The sequence below is a fragment of the Stenotrophomonas sp. WHRI 8082 genome, from assembly GCF_040223995.2.
In the GTDB taxonomy this organism is placed as follows: domain Bacteria; phylum Pseudomonadota; class Gammaproteobacteria; order Xanthomonadales; family Xanthomonadaceae; genus Stenotrophomonas.
Genome location: NZ_CP167826.1, coordinates 2150039 through 2167755, shown reverse-complemented (window position 1 = coordinate 2167755; position 17717 = coordinate 2150039). Strand labels below are relative to the sequence as shown.

Here is a 17717-nt window from a genome sequence, read left to right as displayed (position 1 = left end):
GACAGGGGTTCCGGGCGTCCCGTCTGCACCGGTGACTTGGGGTCACCGGAACCGACGGCCACAAGATAGTGGGGTCCAAGGGGTGCGTCAACGCCAAATGTAGGGAATTGACCCAATCCCTTGCAGCGCAAGGACCCCTCCATTCTGGCCCCCCGGCGCGGCGGGGACCCCGCCAGAATCGGCTGCGCAGTCAAGGCCGGAAGTCGCCTTTTTGACGCGACAGCGGGGTCCAACCAACGCAACAATCCGCCCTCACGCCACGTGCACAAAGCTGGCTGTGCACCCAAAAAGGGGACGGAGGGGATTAAGTCGCAAACGGCCGCCTTCTGGCCGTTTGCGACTTAATCCCCTCCGTCCCCTTTTTCAGGCTTTGTGCGGGGTGCCGAGGTACTCGGCGCTCTGCATTTCGATCAGGCGCGAGGCGGTGCGCTCGAAGGCGCCCTGCAGGCGGGTGCCGGTGTACAGCTCGATCGGTGAGGTGGTGGCGGTGCAGACCAGGTTGACGTGGCGGTCGTACAGTTCATCGATCAGGTTGACGAAGCGGCGTGCGGCGTCTTCGTTGTTGCGGTCGAACGCCGGGATGCCGCCGAGCAGAAGGGTGTTGAACTCCTGGGCGATCTCGATGTAATCCGACGGCCCGCGCGGGCCTTCGCACAGCGCCGTGAAATCGAACCAGGCGATGCTCTTGCCACGGCCCCGTACCGGGATCTTGCGGCCTTCGATCTCGATGTTGCCGGCCTTTGCCGGCTGGCCCCCGCTGAGGTCGGCCCAGCGCGTGCCCAGCCAGTCGTCGCTGTCGGACGCCAGCGGCGCGCGGTATACCGGCGACCGGGTCAGCGCGCGCATGCGGTAGTCCTCGGTGCCTTCAGCGTACAGCTCCACGCAATAGCGCTGCAGCAGCCCGATGGCCGGCAGGAAGCTGTCCCGCTGCAGGCCATTGAGGTACAGGTTTTCCACCGCGGTATTGGAGGTGGTCACCAGGGTTACGCCCTCGGCGAACATACGCTCCAGCAGCCGGGCCAGCAGCATGGCATCGCCGATGTCGGTGACGAAGAACTCGTCCAGCACCAGCACGCGCAGCTTGCTGCGCCATTCCTGCGCAATCTTCGCCAGCGGGTCGCTCTGCCCCTGATGCTCGCGCAGGCGCTCGTGGATGCCGCGCATGAAACGGTGGAAGTGCGTGCGGTACTTCTGCTGGATCGGCAGCCCGTCGTAGAACAGGTCGACCAGGAAGGTCTTGCCGCGCCCTACCCCACCCCAGAAGTACAGGCCTTTGACCGCCTCGGGCTTCTTGAAGAAGGAGGACAGCCGGTCCAGCCAGCCGTCGTCGGCATCTTCCAGCAGCGCCAGGTGGATGCGATCCAGCTCGGCCAGCGCTGCGTGCTGGGCCACATCGTCCTGCCACTCACCGCGCGCCACGCCGTCGGCGTACCGCTGCGACGGCGTCATCACCGCCTCGCTCATGCCGCCGGATCCGCTTGTACCGGCAGCCAGCGCTTCACCCCATGGGTGATCGCACCGCGCAGGTCGATCAGCTTGCGGTGGAAGAAGTGGCTGGTGTCCGGCATGCGCACCAGCTCGTGCGGTGCGTCCACGGTCTCCAGCCAGTCATACACGGCCTGCGGGTCGACGATTTCGTCCTGCTCGCCCTGGATCACCAGCCACTGGGCAGGCGGCTGGATGCCGCTGAAATCCCAGCGTCCGGCCGGCGGCGCGATGGAGACCAGCGCCTGCGGCTGCACGTCGGCGGTTGCTTTCAACGAAACGAAGGCGCCGAAGCTGAAGCCCACCAGCCACAGCTGGTCTTCCGGGCGCTGCTCGCGCACCCAGGCCACGACGGCTTTCAGGTCGTCCTGTTCGCCATCGCCGTGGTCAAAGCTGCCGGCCGATTCGCCAACGCTGCGGAAGTTGAAGCGCACGGTGGTGACACCAAGATCGCGCAGCGTGTTGGCGGCCATGGTGACCACCTTGTTGTGCATCGTGCCGCCCTCGGTGGACAGCGGATGGCAGACAATGGCGGTCACCGGCTGGACCGGCACCTCCGGCTTGGGCAGATCGACCGCTACGTCCAGCGGACCCACTGGGCCGGCAAGGACAAGGGTGTCTGATTGCGTGGGGAAAGAGGGATTGCGCATGGCAACATGATAGCGTCCCCCACCCGTCCCCTGCGCCTGACCCCCATGCTCTTCCTCGTGTTTGCGGTGATCTGCAGCGTTCTGGTGTCGGTAGTGCTGAAACTCGCACGCCGCCGGCAGCTGGATATCAGCCAGATGGTGACCTGGAACTATCTCGTCGCCGCCAGCCTGAGCGCCCTGCTGCTGCGGCCCTCGCTGGACTCGCTGACCCACGGTCATGCGCCGTGGGGCGCTCTGCTGGCCTTGGCGGTGATCCTGCCGACGATCTTCCTCGTGCTGGGCCGCGCCGTGGCGCAGGCCGGCATCGTGCGCAGTGACGTGGCGCAGCGCCTGTCACTGCTGCTGTCATTGGCGGCCGCGTTCGTCTTCTTCGGTGAACAGGCCGGTCCGTTACGGCTGGGGGGCCTGGCCATCGGCCTGCTGGCCATCGCGGCGATCACCGCGCGCAGCGGCAGCGCCGACCGGCAGTCAGCTGGCAGCTGGCGCTGGTTGTTGGGGGTGTGGGTCGGCTTCGCGGTGGTGGACATTCTGTTGAAGAAGGTCGCGCTGTCCGGCACGCCCTCGATGGCGGCCCTGCTGGTGTGTTTCAGCCTCGCGTTCGTGCTGATGCTGGCGGTGCAGTCGTGGCGCCATGTCACGGGCCGCAGCCGGATGGCATGGCGCAATCTTGCCGGCGGCGCCCTGCTGGGCCTGCTGAACTTCGGCAACATCCTGTTCTATGTCCGCGCGCATCAACATCTGTCGGACAGCCCGGCCACGGTATTCGCTGGCATGAACATCGGCGTGGTGGTGCTGGGCGCGCTGGTCGGTGTGTTCGTGTTCGGCGAGCGCACCAGCGGCTGGAACCGCGCAGGGTTGGCACTGGCGGTGGTGGCGATTGCGATGATCGCGCTGGGCTGAGGTACCGCGCGGCACGGCACGGGCACGCTGGGCACGCTGGGCACGCGCATCGTGCGATCGCCGGGGACGCCGAGTGTGACTCGGCGCTACCGGGCGTTGTGCGAGGAGTCAGCCGTCGAAGCCCAACAGCAGGGGATCGTGATCCGAGCTGCGCCACGCACCGTCCACGTTGCGCTTCTGGTACCCACTGGCATCCATCTCATCGGCATTGATGTGCCATTCCGCCGCACCTTTCAGCCGCTTGGCCATGCCGGCATTCAACAACGCGTGATCCAGGCGCCCGCTGAAGCCGTTGTAGACATAACTGTAAGGGCGCTCCACCCGCGCCACGGCGAAGGCATCCTGCCAACCGGCGCTGCGCAGCGTGCGGATCGGGTCTTCCATCGCATAGGCGTTGAAGTCGCCCAGCAGGACGGCATCGCGCGTGCCGGTGCCGGTCGGGTCGCCCTTCATCCACGCATCCAGCTTCTGCGCCGACATCACCCGCGTGGGGTTCCAGCAGCCCTGGCCATCATCGCGGTCGGCATCCGGTGCCACCGCGTCCCGGCAGCCCTTCGACTTGAAGTGGTTGGCGACCACCATGAAGGGAGCCCCGCCCGCTGTTGCCCGGAAGGCCTGCGCCAGCGGCACCCGGCTGTGCTCGGCGAAGGGCCCGCCTTCCAGCGTGGCCGGCTTGCCCACCGGCGTCACGCGCCCGGCGCGGTAGATGATGCCCACCCGGATCGGATTGTCACCCGGCCCCTTGCCCGCATCCACGAAGCGCCAGTCACCCGGACTGCCCGACGCCGCATTGAGCGCCTCCACCAGTGTGGAGATGGCCGAGCGTGGTCCGTAGCCATCGTTTTCCAGTTCCATCAACGCGGCGACGTCGGCATCCAGCGGGCCGATCGTGGCGATGAGCTTCTTGAGCTGGGCATGGTGTTCTTCCAGCGTGCGCGCACCGCGCAGCGTCGGGAAGCCACCCCCTTCCCCGTCACCGTTGAAGAAGTTTTCCAGGTTGAACGCAGCCACCTTCAAGGCGCCGTCCACCACCGGTACGGCCGGACGCTGCAGCGGCGGCAGCGCCAAGGCACGCCCCAACTGGAGGCTGGGGCGACCCTGTGCATCCACGCGTACCCGACCTTCCACGCCGCGCAGCGACATGCCGGTGCGCAGCACGGCGTCGGTGGCCAGATAGGGCACCTGCTGCGGGTCACGGGCATCGCTGCCGTCATCAAGCAGCAGGCGGCGACGCTGATTGTCCGCCACCACCTGGCTGTAGCCGGCCGTGCCCGCCGCGGCCACTTCCGTGGGCTGCCAGAGACGACCTTCGAAGGCCACGGTGAGCTGGCCGAAACGTTCCAGACCGTCGGTGCCCGCCAAGGTCAGGGGGGCAGCGATGCGCACGTACTTGCCGTCCAGTGCGCGCCAGTCGCTGGGGGCACGGGCAAGGGTGATCGTCGCGCCGTCCGCGCTCGCCAACTGGCCGGGCATCGCCTGCGGCACGGGCTGCGGCTGCGCAGTCTGCTGCGGCTGGGCAAACGCGGGAGAAACGGACAAAGCCACGGCAAGGGCAAGCAGGCAACGACGCATCGACAACGGCTCCAGACAGTTACAGCGGCAACGGAAGGGGTAGGCCGCCACTGTAACCACAAAACATGAAAGCCTGATGCGTCATGGGACCAGCGGCCACAGGCGGCATGGTCGGCCCTATTTCAGGTTGCCGATCATCCAGTCGACCGTGGCATGCATCTGGGCTTCGGTCAGCGCCGGATTGCCGCCCTTCGGCGGCATGATGCCGCCATCCGGGCCGGTGTAGCCCTCGATGGCATGCTTGTAGAGGGTTTCCTTGCCCTGCGCGATGCGCGCATCCCAGTGCGAATGATCCAGCGTGGGGGCCAGTCCGACACCGGTGGTGTGGCAGGCCGTGCACAGGTTGTCGTAGATCACTTTGCCGTCGGTGGTCCCGCCATACGCGACCTGCGAAGCCGCCTTGGCCACGGCGGCTGCCTGCGCGGATGCCTGGGCTGCCGCGCCCGTGCTGCCCGCATACACCGCACCCGCCGGGGCGATGCGTTGCTCGGTGCGTTTGGCCGCCGTGGGCGATACCTCCGCTGGGATCCGGGTATGCAACCACGCGGCCAGCAGGATCAACCCCAGGGTGATCATGACCAACAGGCCGATGATCATGGAAAAGCGTTTCAGGAACTCAAGATCATGATTCCGCACTCTTCGTACCCCTGGCTGATAGTCGGTGGACCATGGCTGAGCGAATGAGCCTGCCGGCCGAGTATAGAACGCTGTTCATCGGCAACAACAGCGCAGTGCAGCAAAGCGTCGCAGGTGGGGTCGCGAGGTAGAGCCGACTTCAGTCGGCTGCACCAGGCGGAACAGCGCCGCTGCGCTCGCCGGGCATGGCTCGGCGCTACCGGCTGCGGTGGGGGAACAGCGCCGCTGCGCTCGCCGAGCATGGCTCGGCGCTACCGGGGGGCAGGCGCGTTACCGACAGGAACGGGGGCACCGGCCGCGCGCAGGCAGAAGGCGGTGATCGAATCGGCCAGGGCGTGTTCGTCGCGCGGCGTCTGGCGGCTGGGGGCGGTGGGGCCGACCAGGGCCTCGGTGAACGCGCCGACGATACAGGCGGCGGTGACGTCCACGTCCTGCGCAGGGAAAGCCCCGGTGGCCATGCCATCCTGCACCAGCCGACGGAACACGTCACCGAAGCGCCGCCGCCCGCGCATGCGCTCGGCCTCGACCTCCGGGTCAACCGGTTCCACGATGAAGGCGTGCGCCAGCCCAGGTCCGGCCAGCGCGCGACGCACGAAGGCGGTGATCGCCAGCCGCAGCCGCTGCGGGGCCGGCTCAGTGCCCGCCGCGATGCCTTCCAGGATCTGGACCTCATGCTCCACCGCCGCGCTGAGCACTTCCACGAACAGTTCGGCCTTGGACGGAAAGTGCCGGTAGATCAGTCCCGTCGACACCCCCGCCTGCGTCGCCACGGCGGTCACCGGCGCATTGCGGTAGCCGCCGGCCGCCACCAGTTCGCGGGCTGCCAGCAGGATCCGCTCGCGCGCTCCCGCCATCCGTTCTTCCATCAGCGAGGAGCGTTTGTAAGCCATGGGATGATTGTAGATTCAATTTTTGAACTTGTGTTCACTTTTTAGCCGATCGGGCGTAGGCTGGATCCATCGCCTGTGCAGGCCACCTGCCTGCTCCCCCGCCAGCGCGCCCCCTTTCCAACCGTTGTCGTGGAGTCGCCCGCATGCACGTTCCATCCCTCAACTTCGACCTTGGCGAAGACATCGACCTGCTGCGCGAGAGCGTGGCCCAGTTCGCCGCCGCCGAGATCGCCCCGTTGGCCGCGCACGCCGATGAAACCAACCAGTTCCCGCTGGCCCTGTGGCGCAAGCTCGGCGAGCAGGGCCTGCTCGGCATGACCGTGGAAGAGGAATACGGCGGCACCGGCATGGGCTACCTGGCCCACGTGGTGGCGATGGAAGAAGTCTCGCGCGCCTCCGGCGGCATCGGCCTGTCCTACGGCGCGCACTCCAACCTGTGCGTCAACCAGCTGCGCAAGAACGGCACCGAAGCGCAGAAGCAGCGCTTCCTGCCGGGCCTGTGCAGCGGCGAACTGGTCGGTGCGCTGGCCATGAGCGAGCCGGGTGCCGGGTCGGACGTGGTGTCGATGAAGCTGCGTGCAGAAAAGCGCGGCGACCACTACGTGCTCAACGGCAACAAGATGTGGATCACCAACGGCCCGGATGCCGACGTGCTGGTGGTCTACGCGAAGACCGACATGAATGCCGGCGCGAAGGGCATCACCGCCTTCCTGGTGGAAAAGGGCATGAAGGGCTTCACCACCGCGCAGAAGCTGGACAAGCTCGGCATGCGCTCCTCGCCGACCAGCGAGCTGGTGTTCCAGGACTGTGAGGTACCGGTGGAGAACGTGCTCGGCCAGGAGGGCAGTGGCGTGCGCGTGCTGATGTCCGGGCTGGATTACGAACGGGTGGTGCTGTCCGGCGGCCCGCTGGGCCTGATGGCCGCGGCGATGGACGTGGTGATGCCTTACGTACACGAGCGCCACCAGTTCGGCGAAGCCATCGGCAGCTTCCAGCTGATCCAGGCCAAGATCGCCGATATGTATGTCGGTCTGGGCGCTTGTCGCGCCTACGTCTATGCGGTGGCACGCGCTTGCGACCAGGGCCGCACCACGCGCCAGGATTCGGCCGGCGCGATCCTGTATGCCGCCGAGAAGGCCACCTGGCTCACCGGCCAGGCGATCCAGATCCTGGGCGGCAACGGCTACATCAACGAATACCCGACCGGGCGCTTGTGGCGCGACGCCAAGCTGTATGAGATCGGCGCGGGCACCTCGGAAATCCGTCGCATGCTGATCGGTCGCGAACTGTTCCAGCGCACGCTGTAAGGGCCTCCCATGAGCATACTGAGCACCCAGCTGCAGGCAGGCAGCGATACCTTCGAAGGCAACCGCAGCGCCATGCAGGCGGTGGTCGATGACCTGCACGCCACCCTGGCGCGCACCGCGCTGGGCGGCAGCGAAGCGGCCCGCAACAAGCACACCGCACGCGGCAAGCTGTTAGTCCGCGATCGCATCGATGCCCTGCTCGACCCGGGCAGTGCCTTCCTGGAAATCGCCCCGCTGGCCGCGCACGGCATGTATGACGATGCGGTGCCCTGTGCTGGCGTGGTGGCCGGCATCGGCCGGGTGAGCGGCGTGGAATGCGTGATCGTGGCCAACGATGCCACGGTCAAGGGCGGCACCTATTACCCGATGACGGTAAAGAAGCACCTGCGCGCGCAGGAGATTGCCGAGCAGAACCGCCTGCCCTGCATTTACCTGGTGGACTCCGGTGGCGCCTTTTTGCCGCTGCAGGATGAGGTCTTCCCGGATCGCGATCATTTCGGCCGCATCTTCTACAACCAGGCCAACCTGTCCGCACAGGGCATTCCGCAGATCGCCTGCGTGATGGGCAGTTGCACCGCCGGCGGCGCCTATGTGCCGGCGATGAGCGATGAAACGGTGATCGTGCGCGAGCAGGGCACCATCTTCCTCGGCGGCCCGCCGCTGGTGAAGGCCGCCACCGGCGAAGTGGTGAGCGCCGAAGACCTGGGCGGTGCGGATGTGCATACCCGCCTGTCCGGCGTGGCCGACCACATGGCCGACAACGACCTGCAGGCCCTGGCGCGGGTGCGGGCGATCATTGCCCAGCTCAACTGGCGCAAGCCCGAGCCGGCCATGGCGCTGCAACCGCCGCAGGAACCGCTGTTGCCGGCACACGAGCTGTACGGGGTGATCCCGGCCGACACGCGCAAGCCGTTCGACGTGCGCGAGGTGATTGCGCGCTTGGTCGACGGCTCGCGCTTCGATGAGTTCAAGCCACGCTATGGCAGCACCCTGGTCACCGGGTTTGCTCATCTGCACGGCTATCCGGTGGGCATCATCGCCAACAACGGCATCCTGTTTTCAGAGTCCGCCCTGAAAGGGGCGCACTTCATCGAGCTGTGCACCCAGCGCAACGTCCCGCTGGTGTTCCTGCAGAACATCACCGGCTTCATGGTGGGACGCAAGTACGAACAAGGCGGCATCGCCAAGGATGGCGCCAAGCTGGTGATGGCCGTCGCCTGCGCCAAGGTGCCGAAGTTCACCGTGGTCATCGGCGGCTCGTTCGGTGCCGGCAACTACGGCATGTGCGGGCGCGCGTACTCGCCCAACTTCCTGTGGATGTGGCCCAACGCACGCATCGGCGTGATGGGCGGCGAGCAGGCCGCCAGCGTGCTGGCCACGGTCAAGCGCGACGGCATCGAAGCCAAGGGCGGCGCGTGGGCAGCCGAGGAAGAGGACGCCTTCAAGGCACCGATCCGCGACCAGTTCGAGCGCCAGGGTCATCCGTATTACGCCAGCGCGCGCCTGTGGGACGACGGCATCATCGATCCGGCCGACACCCGCCGCGTGCTTGCCCTGGCCCTGTCGGCCAGCCTCAACGCCCCGGCCCGCGAGACACGCTTCGGCGTGTTCCGCATGTGACCTGCGCCATGACCGAGCACTCCACCATGTTCAACAAGATCCTCATCGCCAACCGCGGCGAGATCGCTTGCCGCGTCATCGCCACCTGCCGCGCGCTGGGCATCGCCACCGTGGCGGTGTACTCCGACGCGGACCGCAACGCACGTCACGTGCGCCTGGCGGACGAGGCGGTTGCGATCGGCCCGGCGCCCGCTGCAGAAAGCTACCTGCGCGCCGAGGTGATCCTCGACGCAGCGCGGCGCACGGGCGCACAGGCAATCCACCCCGGCTACGGCTTCCTGTCCGAGAACGCCGCCTTTGCCGATGCCTGCGCAGCGGCTGGCATCGTGTTCATCGGTCCACCGGCCAGCGCGATCCGCGCAATGGGTGACAAGAGCGCGGCCAAGGCGCTGATGCAACAGGCCGGCGTACCGCTTACCCCCGGCTACCACGGCGACAACCAGGACCCCCAGTTCCTACGCGGGCAGGCGGATGCCATCGGCTACCCCGTGCTGATCAAGGCCAGCGCTGGCGGCGGCGGCAAGGGCATGCGCCGCGTGGACGACAGCGCAGCCTTCATCGACGCCCTGGCCAGTTGCCAGCGCGAAGCGCGCTCGGCCTTCGGCAACGAGCACGTACTGGTTGAAAAGTACGTACTGCGCCCGCGCCACATCGAAATACAGGTGTTCGGTGACCGCCACGGCAACGTCGTCCATCTGTTCGAGCGCGACTGCTCGGTGCAGCGCCGCCACCAGAAAGTGCTGGAGGAAGCGCCTGCACCCGGTATGACGGCGGAACGTCGCGCCGCGATGGGCAAGGCAGCCGTCGATGCAGCGCGCGCGGTCGGCTACGTTGGTGCGGGCACGGTGGAGTTCATCGCCTCGCCGGACGGCGATTTTTATTTCATGGAGATGAACACCCGCCTGCAGGTGGAGCATCCGGTCACCGAGTTCATCACCGGCACCGACCTGGTGGCATGGCAACTGCAGGTGGCCGCTGGCCAGCCCCTGCCCAAGCGCCAGGACGAGCTGGCCATCCACGGCCATGCACTGGAGGCGCGGCTGTACGCCGAAGACGCCGACAAGGGCTTCCTGCCCTCGATCGGCACGCTGCGCCACCTGCGCCTGCCCGCCCCGACGGCAAACGTGCGGGTGGATACGGGCGTCGAGGAAGGCGACACCATTACCCCGTTCTATGACCCGATGATCGCCAAGCTGATCGTCTGGGACATCGACCGTGACGCGGCGCTGCGCCGCATGCAGCAAGCATTGGCCGACTGCCAGGTGGTGGGCGTGACCACCAACGCCGGCTTCCTGCGACGGCTGGTGGGAACCGCATCCTTCTCGCAGGCGAAGCTGGACACCGCGCTGATCGAACGCGAGCAGGAGGCCTTGGCCGCGCCCGCGGCAGGCGACGAATCGCTCTGGGCGCTGGCTGCCATTGCTGCCGCTGTCACCACACCCACTGCACGTGTGGATGCGCGCGATGCGCAGTCACCGTGGCAGGCGCAGGATGGCTGGCGGATCGGTGCGACCGCCGCCCGCACCTTGCCGCTGCAGCAGGGCGAGCGCGAGCATGTCATGCACGTGACCGTGCAGCCGGGCGGCTGGCAGGTTCAGCGTGACGCAGAGCCCGCCGTGAGGGTCCAGGGTTCGTTCAATGACGGCCACCTGGATGTGGTCGTGCAGGAACAGCGCCTGCGTGTGGGCTTGCAGCGCGCTGGCGTGCAGGTATATCTGTTCACCGCGCAGGGCCAGCAGCGCTTCACCGTGCACGACCCGGTGGGGGAATCCGAACAGGCCAGCGCCGATGCCGGCAGCCTGCTGGCGCCGATGCCCGGCAAGATCGTCGCCACCCTGGTGGAGCCGGGCAGCAAGGTCACCCGCGGCACGCCGCTGGTGGTGCTGGAGGCGATGAAGATGGAGCACACCCTGGCGGCACCGGCCGATGGCACGGTGCACGGGTACCGCGCGAAGGCGGGCGAGCAGGTGGGAGATGGCGCGGTGCTGGTGGATTTCGAGGCGGCGTGATGCTCAACCGGAGCGGTGTCGCGGCGGATCGAACTCCGCCGTGACCTGCTCTGCGGCACGCCAGCCGACGCCACAGATGGCCACCGCCCCCTGACCTGCGCCATCCACCCCCAGCGCGCGGTCTACCTCTTCTTCGTTTATCGCAGCGGTGACAAACGACGCCAAACCGGCGGCGGTAGCGCTTGTATAGATCGCCTGGGAGATGTGGCCGACGTCAAGCAGAACGGCACGATACGCCTTGGCGTGATTGCGGTACTTCCAGAAGCTCCGCTCAAAGCGGGGCGCGAGGATCAGCAGCGCTGGCGCGTCGGCGAACCATTCCTGACCGGACAGCATGCGGCGAGCCAGCTCAGCCAACGCTTCAGGCGCAGGCGATGGGCGTGGCAGCAACGCGTGCTGCACAGGGTGGTAATGATAGAACCCAGGTGCCAACCCTTCGACGCGCAACGCGAGCAGCCATGTTTCGGTAGGGTGCAATCCACCACCGGATGGAACGTTCTTCTTCAGGAAGACAGTCTCCGGATCAATCCGGACCTCCGCGTGCGCCATGACGGTGCGCTGAAGCAACTGCGCCAGAAGCGTCAGTTCCAGCGGCTTGTCCTGATCAAAGTTGCGGCAGGTGGCACGTTTCGCCAGCAGCTGATCAAACGCATCCGCGCCCTGCTGCGGCAGCGGCTGATACAGGCCTGCAAGTGGCAACACACTCGGTGGGGGTGGCCCCAACGTAGCACGCAGCCCCGTGGCAGTATCCAAGCCTTGGGCACGCATGTCCGACACGCTGTCCACGCCTGCCCAGCGCGAATGGCGGTGTGCGATCGCGGTGAGCGACCACCAGTTTGCATCGCGCATGGTTTCGTCACGGTCCCGCATGCCGTCATGTCCGGTGGTATCAGCCAGCAACAACCCACATTCGACCAGTGCTGACACTGTCGCTGCATGGGGGTCAGGCTGCGGTCGTTCCGACCAGCGTCGTGCACTGATCGATCCCAGCAGGTCCCGTGCCGCTTCATCTACCGCAACGGGCCCATCCAGATGGGAGGCGAACGCTACCCATTCAATTCGACTGTATGCCGCAGCACGCCCGCGGAGCAGCGCCGCGATGTCGAAAGACACCGATTCACGCGGCTCAAGCACCACATGGGTACAACGGCGGACACGCATGCCAGTTCCTGTCTGCAAGGCGATGACACTCTAGAGCGGCTGGACGCGTCCATGCTTTAGCGCGGCATTGAACGTCGCTCAATTACCCGAAGCTGCCGCCGATAGAAGAGTTTCCCCTGAAGGATCACACCATGACGCAGCACGCCCAAGCCAACCAGCTCACGCCCGCGCACGCCTCCCTGCTGCTTGATCGCCTGATCGGTGATTCCGCATTCCGCGCTTTGTTCACCAGCGATCCCGGCGCTGCGTTGGCGTCCATCGGCATCGACGCCTCTGGTTGCAAGGATTGCCTTGACGTGGATGTGCTGGCCTCCCCGGAAGAGCTGCAGGCGGTTCGCAGCGAGCTGGAAAGCTACCTGAGCACGTCCACCGCTGCGATGACCGTCATCTTCGCGTTCGAAGCAGGAAAGGTGGGAGAGACGATCGGCTGAGAAGGGATCAGCGGCGCCCGGCCGGATAGGCCGGCGCTGCCCATGTCGCCACGTCGTGTGCATTGAGGGCCTGCCAGACCTGCAGCGCTGCCACTTCCGCAATGGCCTGCCCCCGGTGCTGTGCGAGCCATTGCTGCTGTTGCACGATGCCGCGCTCATCACGCCGTGCGCGGTGGGCCTGCAGAAGTACCACGTGCGCCTGTACCGGCTCGCTGCCATCCAGAAGCGGCGTAAGCAGACTGATCGCCGCGTCCGGCTCACCTGTGCCGAGCATGCCCATGGCCCGCACGATCGTGCGCCATTTCGCCACGACCGGACTCTTCTGCAGATCAATCAGCGCCTGGTTCTTCTGCAGGATCTCTTCGGACAACCGTCCATATCCTTGACGTTGGCCCAGATAGGCCAAGGCAAGCAACTGCAGCGTGCGATCGGTCAGGTTGGGGTTGTCACGCTCAGCGAGCAGGGGCTGCAGCTGGACGGCCAATGCCCTCAAGGGCGCTTCATCGGCAGCGCCGCACAGCGTGGCGACAGTGGCGTGCATCAGATGCTGCTGGATCTGGTAGTCGATCAGTTCCGGCTTGGCACCGTCTGAGTCCTGGGCCACGCGCATCGCATCACAATCGCCCTGATCCGCGGCGACCAGCATGCGCGCGCGCATGAACATCAGGGACTGCAGGGCATCATTGCCCTTGCCCATGCTGCGCAGCAGGGACAGCGCTTCGTCATAGCGCCGCAGCGCCACCAGCGCGTCTACCTGGGTGTCGTCCGGTCCACGACCGCCACGCAGTTCCGCGATCTGCTTGAGCGTATGCAGGGCCCGCTCGGGCTGGTTCTCTGCGATCTGGATCCGGGCGATGTTCAGCATCGGATAGGTCCGTAGATGATCCTGCGGAACGGCGGCGGCACGTGCGAAGGGCTCCGCCTCGCGGAAGCGGTTGTCCATCAACAGGTGCCAGGACGTGTTGGACAGGCCAGCAAAAGAATCGGGGTAGAGCTTGGCCAGCAACCGCCACTGCTCCAGCGGCCACCCCCCCGGTTGCAGCTCCGCCTGCCAGCCTTTCATGTAAAGCTGCTCACGGAAGGGTAGTCGGCCTTGCAGCGCCAACGCCTTCTGCAGCTGCTCGCGTGCTTCGAGCGTGTTCGATGTGCGCGCGTGATACTTCGCTACGCCCATGTAAGCAAGCGCGAACTCCGGATCCAGATCCAGCGCGGCCTGGTACAGGTTTCTCGCTTCGTCGAAACGACGCCGACCCATCGCCACTTCACCCAGCGCATAGGCACGCAGTGCGCGCAGGTTCGAGGTCGTCGCCTGCGGCAGCGGCACTGATTTCTCGAGCGCTGCCAGCGGTTCGCCCAGGCCACGCCTGAGCTGCTCAACGACGTCACCGACCGCTGCCACGGCCTGGTCCGGGCTGGACGCTTGCGCATGGTAGGTCGTGACGACTTTATTGTCGGTCGGATCGACGAGATCCACACTCACGTCGTAGCGGCCTGCGTGCGGCATGACCTTGGGCAGCAGGACAGCGCGTGCACCCTCGCGACTGGCAACGTCCACCGCCCGCCTTCTATCCAGCACGGCGTCGGTCGGCTGCCGCGCCAGCTCGAGGCTGTCGCGCACCTTGCCCTCGGACAACACGTTCACGTAGGGCGACTGCTCCAGGCCAAGCAACATGGCCTGCCGCATCGAAGCGTCGAAGATCGACTCGCCTGTCAGGTTGCTGACGTCGGCCAGCACGACCCAATCGCGTTCCACGAACGCTATGGCAGGCGTAGGACGCGTGGCAAACCATCCTCCCACCAGCAGCACCATCGCAAACGTGGCCTCCGCCGCCATCGCCATCGGCCGGCGCCAGAACGGGATATCGCGCATGGCCTTCGGCGTCGCCCGCGGTCGGCCCACCGACGGCAACTCGGGCGTCGCCACGCCATGGACATCCATGGGCTGCGCCACGCCCTTGAAACGCCACCGGCCGTACGACTTCCACTTCAGCCCCTTGCCGACGTCACCCAAGCGATCGGTCGCGCGCCGCACCATCGACTCGGCGGTGGCCGACAGCAGGACCTGCCCCGGCCGCGCCAGCTGCATCAGGCGTGCGGCCATCGGCTTGGCCAGGCCTTCCACTTCCACCGGCTTGGAACCCAAGGCGATGGCCTCGGCGCTGTTGTCCCACAGGATCACCTCGCCCACGTGCAGGCCGGCCCGCGCGAACAGCGGCACGTGGTTGGCCTGGCCGAGCTGGCGCAGCCCCTGCTGGTAGTCCAGCGCGAATCCCAGCGCATCCACCGGGCGTTCGAACAGCAGGAACAGTCCATCGGAGCGATCGATCTGCTGGCCGTGCCAGCGCTGCTGCATGGCCAGCACCAGGCGATCGTGCTGCTGGAACAACTCTGCAGCGGCAGTGTCGCCGATGCGCTCCACCAGCGATGTGGAGTCCACCAGATCGGTGAACAACAACGCCCGCAGTTGCGGGACGTGGGGGGACGGTTCCTTGTCGCCGCGCATGGTCATTTCCGCCCTAGTCGCTGTCCGTCACATCATGCACCCATCGCAGCCGATCACCACCATCGCGCTTGGCCTGGTACAACGCGCGATCGGCGTTGGCATACCACTCACTCCAGTCGGCGGTGGCATCGACCAGGCTGGCGCCGATGCTGAGATGGCACACATGCGGCGTGCCATGGCTGCGCTCCAGCAGGCCGTGCACCGCGCTGAGCACGAACTCGGCGGCGTGCTGCACGATCTGCGCATTGGCCCGGCGCAGCAGCAGGCAGAACTCATCACCGCCCAGGCGGCAGGCCAGATCGTCGGCACCGGCCATCGAGCACAGGATGTTGGCCACGCTCTGCAGCACGCGGTCGCCCGCCTGATGGCCGAACTGGTCGTTGATCTGCTTGAAGTGGTCGCAGTCGATCAGCAGCAGTCCCTGCGCGGGCCCCTCTTCGTGTCCGCGGCATTCCTGCAGGTACAGCGCCAGTCCACGCCGGTTGTGCAGGCCGGTCAGCTCGTCGGTGCGCACCAGCTCGCGGGTGTGGCTGAGCTGGTGGGTGGTGACGTACAGATTGTCCAGCGCTGTTTCGAGGTCGTGGTTGCGGCGGCGCAGCTGGCTGATCAGTGCCTGCTCGTTGCCCACCACGCGCATGATGGTACGACGCAGGAAATAAGCCACCAGCCCCGGCTCGCTCTCCACCAGCCGATGAAAGTCGACATGACCGAGTTCAAGGACTTCGGTATCGCAGGTCGCGCGTGCATCAGCACTGCGCAGGTGATCGCCGATCAGCAGGCCCAGCTCCCCGAAGAACTCGTTCGGGCCCAGCCGCTTCATCACCAGGTCTTCGCCGAAGTCGAGCTCGATGGCGCCTTCGGCGATGACGAACATGCTGCTGCCCCGGTGACCACGGCGGAACAGGCAATCGCCATCACGCAGGCTGCGCTGGTTGGCGAAGCTGGCAAACAGGGCGAACTCTTCGGGACTCAGGACGGCGTGCACGATCTCAGCCATCGCCGTGGTGGCAATGCTTGTCCGTGCACACGCGTCTGCGACCGCACCCCTGCCGCTCATTCCCTGCCCCAGTGATCAGACTGCCCATTCTGAGGAGCGGAGCATAGCACCGCTTTCAACCGTGCGCTGCGTCTCAGTTTAGAGCGCCGGGCCCAATGATTTCAGCTAGTTGAAAGAAGGCGTCTGGGGCCCTGCCCGGGACGTGCCGGGCTGAGGGCCAGCAGCCGTCACTATCCTGATCGTCAGGCGGCGCGGCCGGCGCTGAACTGTTCTTCTTCGGTGGATCCGGTCAGCGCGGTGGTCGAGGACTGGCCCTGCTGGATCGCTTGGGTGACCGCATCGAAATAGCCCGTGCCCACCTCACGCTGGTGCTTGACCGCTGTGAAGCCACGGTCGGCGGCGGCGAACTCGGCCTCCTGCAGCTCCACGAAGGCGCTCATCTGGCGGCGGGCGTAGCCGTGGGCCAGGTTGAACATCGAGTAGTTGAGCGCGTGGAAGCCGGCCAGGGTGATGAACTGGAACTTGTACCCGTACTTGGCGATCTCGGTCTGGAACTTCGCGATGGTGGCGTCGTCCAGGTTCTTCTTCCAGTTGAAACTGGGTGAGCAGTTGTAGGCCAGCAGCTTGCCCGGGAACCTGGCATGGATGGCTTCAGCGAACTGGCGGGCGAACTCCAGGTCCGGCTTGCCGGTCTCGCACCACACCAGGTCGGCATAGGGCGCGTAGGCCAAGCCGCGGCTGATGGCCTGATCCAGGCCATTGCGGGTCTTGTAGAAGCCTTCGGTGGTGCGCTCGCCGGTAGCGAAGGGCTGGTCATTGGGATCGATGTCGCTGGTCAGCAGGTCGGCTGCCTCGGCATCGGTGCGGGCCACCAGCAGGGTCGGCACGCCCAGCACATCGGCCGCCAGCCGAGCCGCGTTCAATTTTTCAATGGCTTCCCGGGTCGGCACCAGCACCTTGCCGCCCATGTGGCCGCACTTCTTCACCGAGGCCAGCTGGTCTTCGAAATGCACCCCGGCAGCACCGGCTTCGATCATTGCTTTCATCAGCTCGAAGGCGTTGAGTACGCCGCCGAAGCCGGCCTCGGCGTCCGCTACGATGGGCTGCAGGAAGTCGATGTCATCCTTGCCTTCTGCATGGTGCAGCTGGTCGGCGCGCAGCAGCGTGTTGTTGATGCGCTTGACCACCGCCGGCACCGAATCGGCCGGGTACAGGGACTGGTCCGGGTACATCTGGCCAGCGAGGTTGGCGTCGGCGGCGACCTGCCAGCCGGACAGGTAGATGGCGTTCAAACCGGCCTTCACCTGCTGCATCGCCTGGTTACCCGTCAGCGCACCCAGCGCGTTGACGAACTCTTTTTCCTGCAGGTACGTCCACAGCTTCTCCGCCCCCAACCGCGCCAGCGAATGCTCCACGTGGACGGTGCCGCGCAGGCGCACCACGTCGGCGGCGGTGTAGTTGCGTTCAATCCCCTGCCAGCGGGGGTGGGTGTCCCAGTCGTGCTGGATCTGTTCGGCAGTGGGCAGCATGCTCATGTCTATCTCCAGTTCGTCGGT

At 66.4% G+C, this 17717-nt stretch carries 14 protein-coding genes; 5 read left to right on the top strand and 9 right to left on the bottom strand.

Annotated features, from left to right (window positions below; genetic code table 11):
- Positions 1-363: 363 nt before the first annotated feature.
- Positions 364-1464: a cell division protein ZapE gene (gene zapE / locus ABRP17_RS09425; protein ID WP_192082483.1), complete on the bottom strand. Its 1101-nt coding sequence runs from the start codon at positions 1462-1464 to the stop codon at positions 364-366.
- Entirely contained in the window at positions 1461-2135 is a 675-nt protein-coding gene (locus ABRP17_RS09420) for an alpha/beta fold hydrolase (RefSeq protein WP_349986599.1), read from the bottom strand. The genes zapE and ABRP17_RS09420 overlap by 4 nt, the downstream gene beginning before the upstream one ends.
- Positions 2136-2180: 45 nt before the next feature.
- Here ABRP17_RS09420 and ABRP17_RS09415 point away from each other — a divergent pair, with 45 nt between their 5' ends.
- Positions 2181-3035: an EamA/RhaT family transporter gene (locus ABRP17_RS09415; RefSeq protein ID WP_349986614.1), complete on the top strand. Its 855-nt coding sequence runs from the start codon at positions 2181-2183 to the stop codon at positions 3033-3035.
- Between the two features lie 108 nt (positions 3036-3143).
- On the opposite strand, the gene ABRP17_RS09410 is transcribed toward ABRP17_RS09415, so the two are convergent.
- The 3 genes from ABRP17_RS09410 to ABRP17_RS09400 all read right to left on the bottom strand — a co-directional run bounded on the left by ABRP17_RS09410 (position 3144) and on the right by ABRP17_RS09400 (position 6133).
- On the bottom strand, positions 3144-4607 hold the full coding sequence (locus tag ABRP17_RS09410; RefSeq protein WP_349986600.1) for an ExeM/NucH family extracellular endonuclease: 1464 nt from the start codon (positions 4605-4607) through the stop codon (positions 3144-3146).
- 117 nt (positions 4608-4724) lie between these two features.
- Positions 4725-5243 (bottom strand): cytochrome c5 family protein, encoded by a 519-nt coding sequence (locus ABRP17_RS09405; protein ID WP_188325728.1) that lies wholly within the window; start codon positions 5241-5243, stop codon positions 4725-4727.
- A gap of 251 nt (positions 5244-5494) precedes the next feature.
- A complete protein-coding gene (locus ABRP17_RS09400) occupies positions 5495-6133 on the bottom strand; it encodes a TetR/AcrR family transcriptional regulator (RefSeq protein WP_349986601.1) in 639 nt (212 codons plus the stop codon).
- A 143-nt stretch (positions 6134-6276) separates the two neighbouring features.
- On the opposite strand from ABRP17_RS09400, the gene ABRP17_RS09395 reads away from it, so the two are divergent.
- Genes ABRP17_RS09395 through ABRP17_RS09385 form a run of 3 tightly spaced genes read left to right on the top strand, consistent with a single transcriptional unit; the run spans position 6277 to position 11069 of the window.
- Positions 6277-7440 (top strand): isovaleryl-CoA dehydrogenase, encoded by a 1164-nt coding sequence (locus tag ABRP17_RS09395; protein ID WP_188325726.1) that lies wholly within the window; start codon positions 6277-6279, stop codon positions 7438-7440.
- A 9-nt stretch (positions 7441-7449) separates the two neighbouring features.
- The gene (locus tag ABRP17_RS09390; protein WP_349986603.1) at positions 7450-9060 is read left to right on the top strand and encodes a carboxyl transferase domain-containing protein; all 1611 of its coding nucleotides are present in this window, start codon (positions 7450-7452) and stop codon (positions 9058-9060) included.
- 26 nt (positions 9061-9086) lie between these two features.
- Entirely contained in the window at positions 9087-11069 is a 1983-nt protein-coding gene (locus ABRP17_RS09385; protein WP_349986615.1) for an acetyl/propionyl/methylcrotonyl-CoA carboxylase subunit alpha, read from the top strand.
- A 3-nt stretch (positions 11070-11072) separates the two neighbouring features.
- Here the strand turns inward: ABRP17_RS09385 and ABRP17_RS09380 are convergent, their stop codons facing one another.
- Positions 11073-12230, bottom strand: coding sequence for a putative peptide maturation dehydrogenase (locus tag ABRP17_RS09380; protein WP_349986604.1), 1158 nt, complete (start codon positions 12228-12230; stop codon positions 11073-11075).
- Between the two features lie 131 nt (positions 12231-12361).
- Between ABRP17_RS09380 and ABRP17_RS09375 the strand changes: the two genes are divergently transcribed.
- Complete coding sequence (locus ABRP17_RS09375; protein WP_192082471.1) at positions 12362-12661, top strand: NHLP-related RiPP peptide; 300 nt, start codon at positions 12362-12364, stop codon at positions 12659-12661.
- A gap of 7 nt (positions 12662-12668) precedes the next feature.
- On the opposite strand, the gene ABRP17_RS09370 is transcribed toward ABRP17_RS09375, so the two are convergent.
- The 3 genes from ABRP17_RS09370 to aceA all read right to left on the bottom strand — a co-directional run bounded on the left by ABRP17_RS09370 (position 12669) and on the right by aceA (position 17696).
- Positions 12669-15164, bottom strand: coding sequence for a putative peptide modification system cyclase (locus tag ABRP17_RS09370; RefSeq protein WP_349986606.1), 2496 nt, complete (start codon positions 15162-15164; stop codon positions 12669-12671).
- Between the two features lie 13 nt (positions 15165-15177).
- The gene (locus tag ABRP17_RS09365; protein WP_349986607.1) at positions 15178-16221 is read right to left on the bottom strand and encodes a GGDEF domain-containing protein; all 1044 of its coding nucleotides are present in this window, start codon (positions 16219-16221) and stop codon (positions 15178-15180) included.
- Positions 16222-16403: 182 nt separating this feature from the next.
- Positions 16404-17696, bottom strand: a complete 1293-nt coding sequence (gene aceA, locus ABRP17_RS09360) for an isocitrate lyase (protein WP_349986608.1) — start codon at positions 17694-17696, stop codon at positions 16404-16406.
- Positions 17697-17717 lie beyond the last annotated feature (21 nt).

What these genes read in the sequence shown, in the direction of transcription:
- ABRP17_RS09410 (WP_349986600.1), bottom strand. Translation starts at nt 4,607, where the DNA reads ATGCGTCGTTGCCTGCTTGCCCTTGCCGTGGCTTTGTCCGTTTCTCCC.
- ABRP17_RS09365 (WP_349986607.1), bottom strand. Translation starts at nt 16,221, where the DNA reads ATGAGCGGCAGGGGTGCGGTCGCAGACGCGTGTGCACGGACAAGCATT.
- aceA (WP_349986608.1), bottom strand. Translation starts at nt 17,696, where the DNA reads ATGAGCATGCTGCCCACTGCCGAACAGATCCAGCACGACTGGGACACC.
- ABRP17_RS09385 (WP_349986615.1), top strand. Translation starts at nt 9,087, where the DNA reads ATGTTCAACAAGATCCTCATCGCCAACCGCGGCGAGATCGCTTGCCGC.
- ABRP17_RS09395 (WP_188325726.1), top strand. Translation starts at nt 6,277, where the DNA reads ATGCACGTTCCATCCCTCAACTTCGACCTTGGCGAAGACATCGACCTG.
- ABRP17_RS09420 (WP_349986599.1), bottom strand. Translation starts at nt 2,135, where the DNA reads ATGCGCAATCCCTCTTTCCCCACGCAATCAGACACCCTTGTCCTTGCC.
- ABRP17_RS09375 (WP_192082471.1), top strand. Translation starts at nt 12,362, where the DNA reads ATGACGCAGCACGCCCAAGCCAACCAGCTCACGCCCGCGCACGCCTCC.
- ABRP17_RS09415 (WP_349986614.1), top strand. Translation starts at nt 2,181, where the DNA reads ATGCTCTTCCTCGTGTTTGCGGTGATCTGCAGCGTTCTGGTGTCGGTA.
- ABRP17_RS09370 (WP_349986606.1), bottom strand. Translation starts at nt 15,164, where the DNA reads ATGCGCGGCGACAAGGAACCGTCCCCCCACGTCCCGCAACTGCGGGCG.
- ABRP17_RS09380 (WP_349986604.1), bottom strand. Translation starts at nt 12,230, where the DNA reads ATGCGTGTCCGCCGTTGTACCCATGTGGTGCTTGAGCCGCGTGAATCG.
- ABRP17_RS09390 (WP_349986603.1), top strand. Translation starts at nt 7,450, where the DNA reads ATGAGCATACTGAGCACCCAGCTGCAGGCAGGCAGCGATACCTTCGAA.
- zapE (WP_192082483.1), bottom strand. Translation starts at nt 1,464, where the DNA reads ATGAGCGAGGCGGTGATGACGCCGTCGCAGCGGTACGCCGACGGCGTG.
- ABRP17_RS09400 (WP_349986601.1), bottom strand. Translation starts at nt 6,133, where the DNA reads ATGGCTTACAAACGCTCCTCGCTGATGGAAGAACGGATGGCGGGAGCG.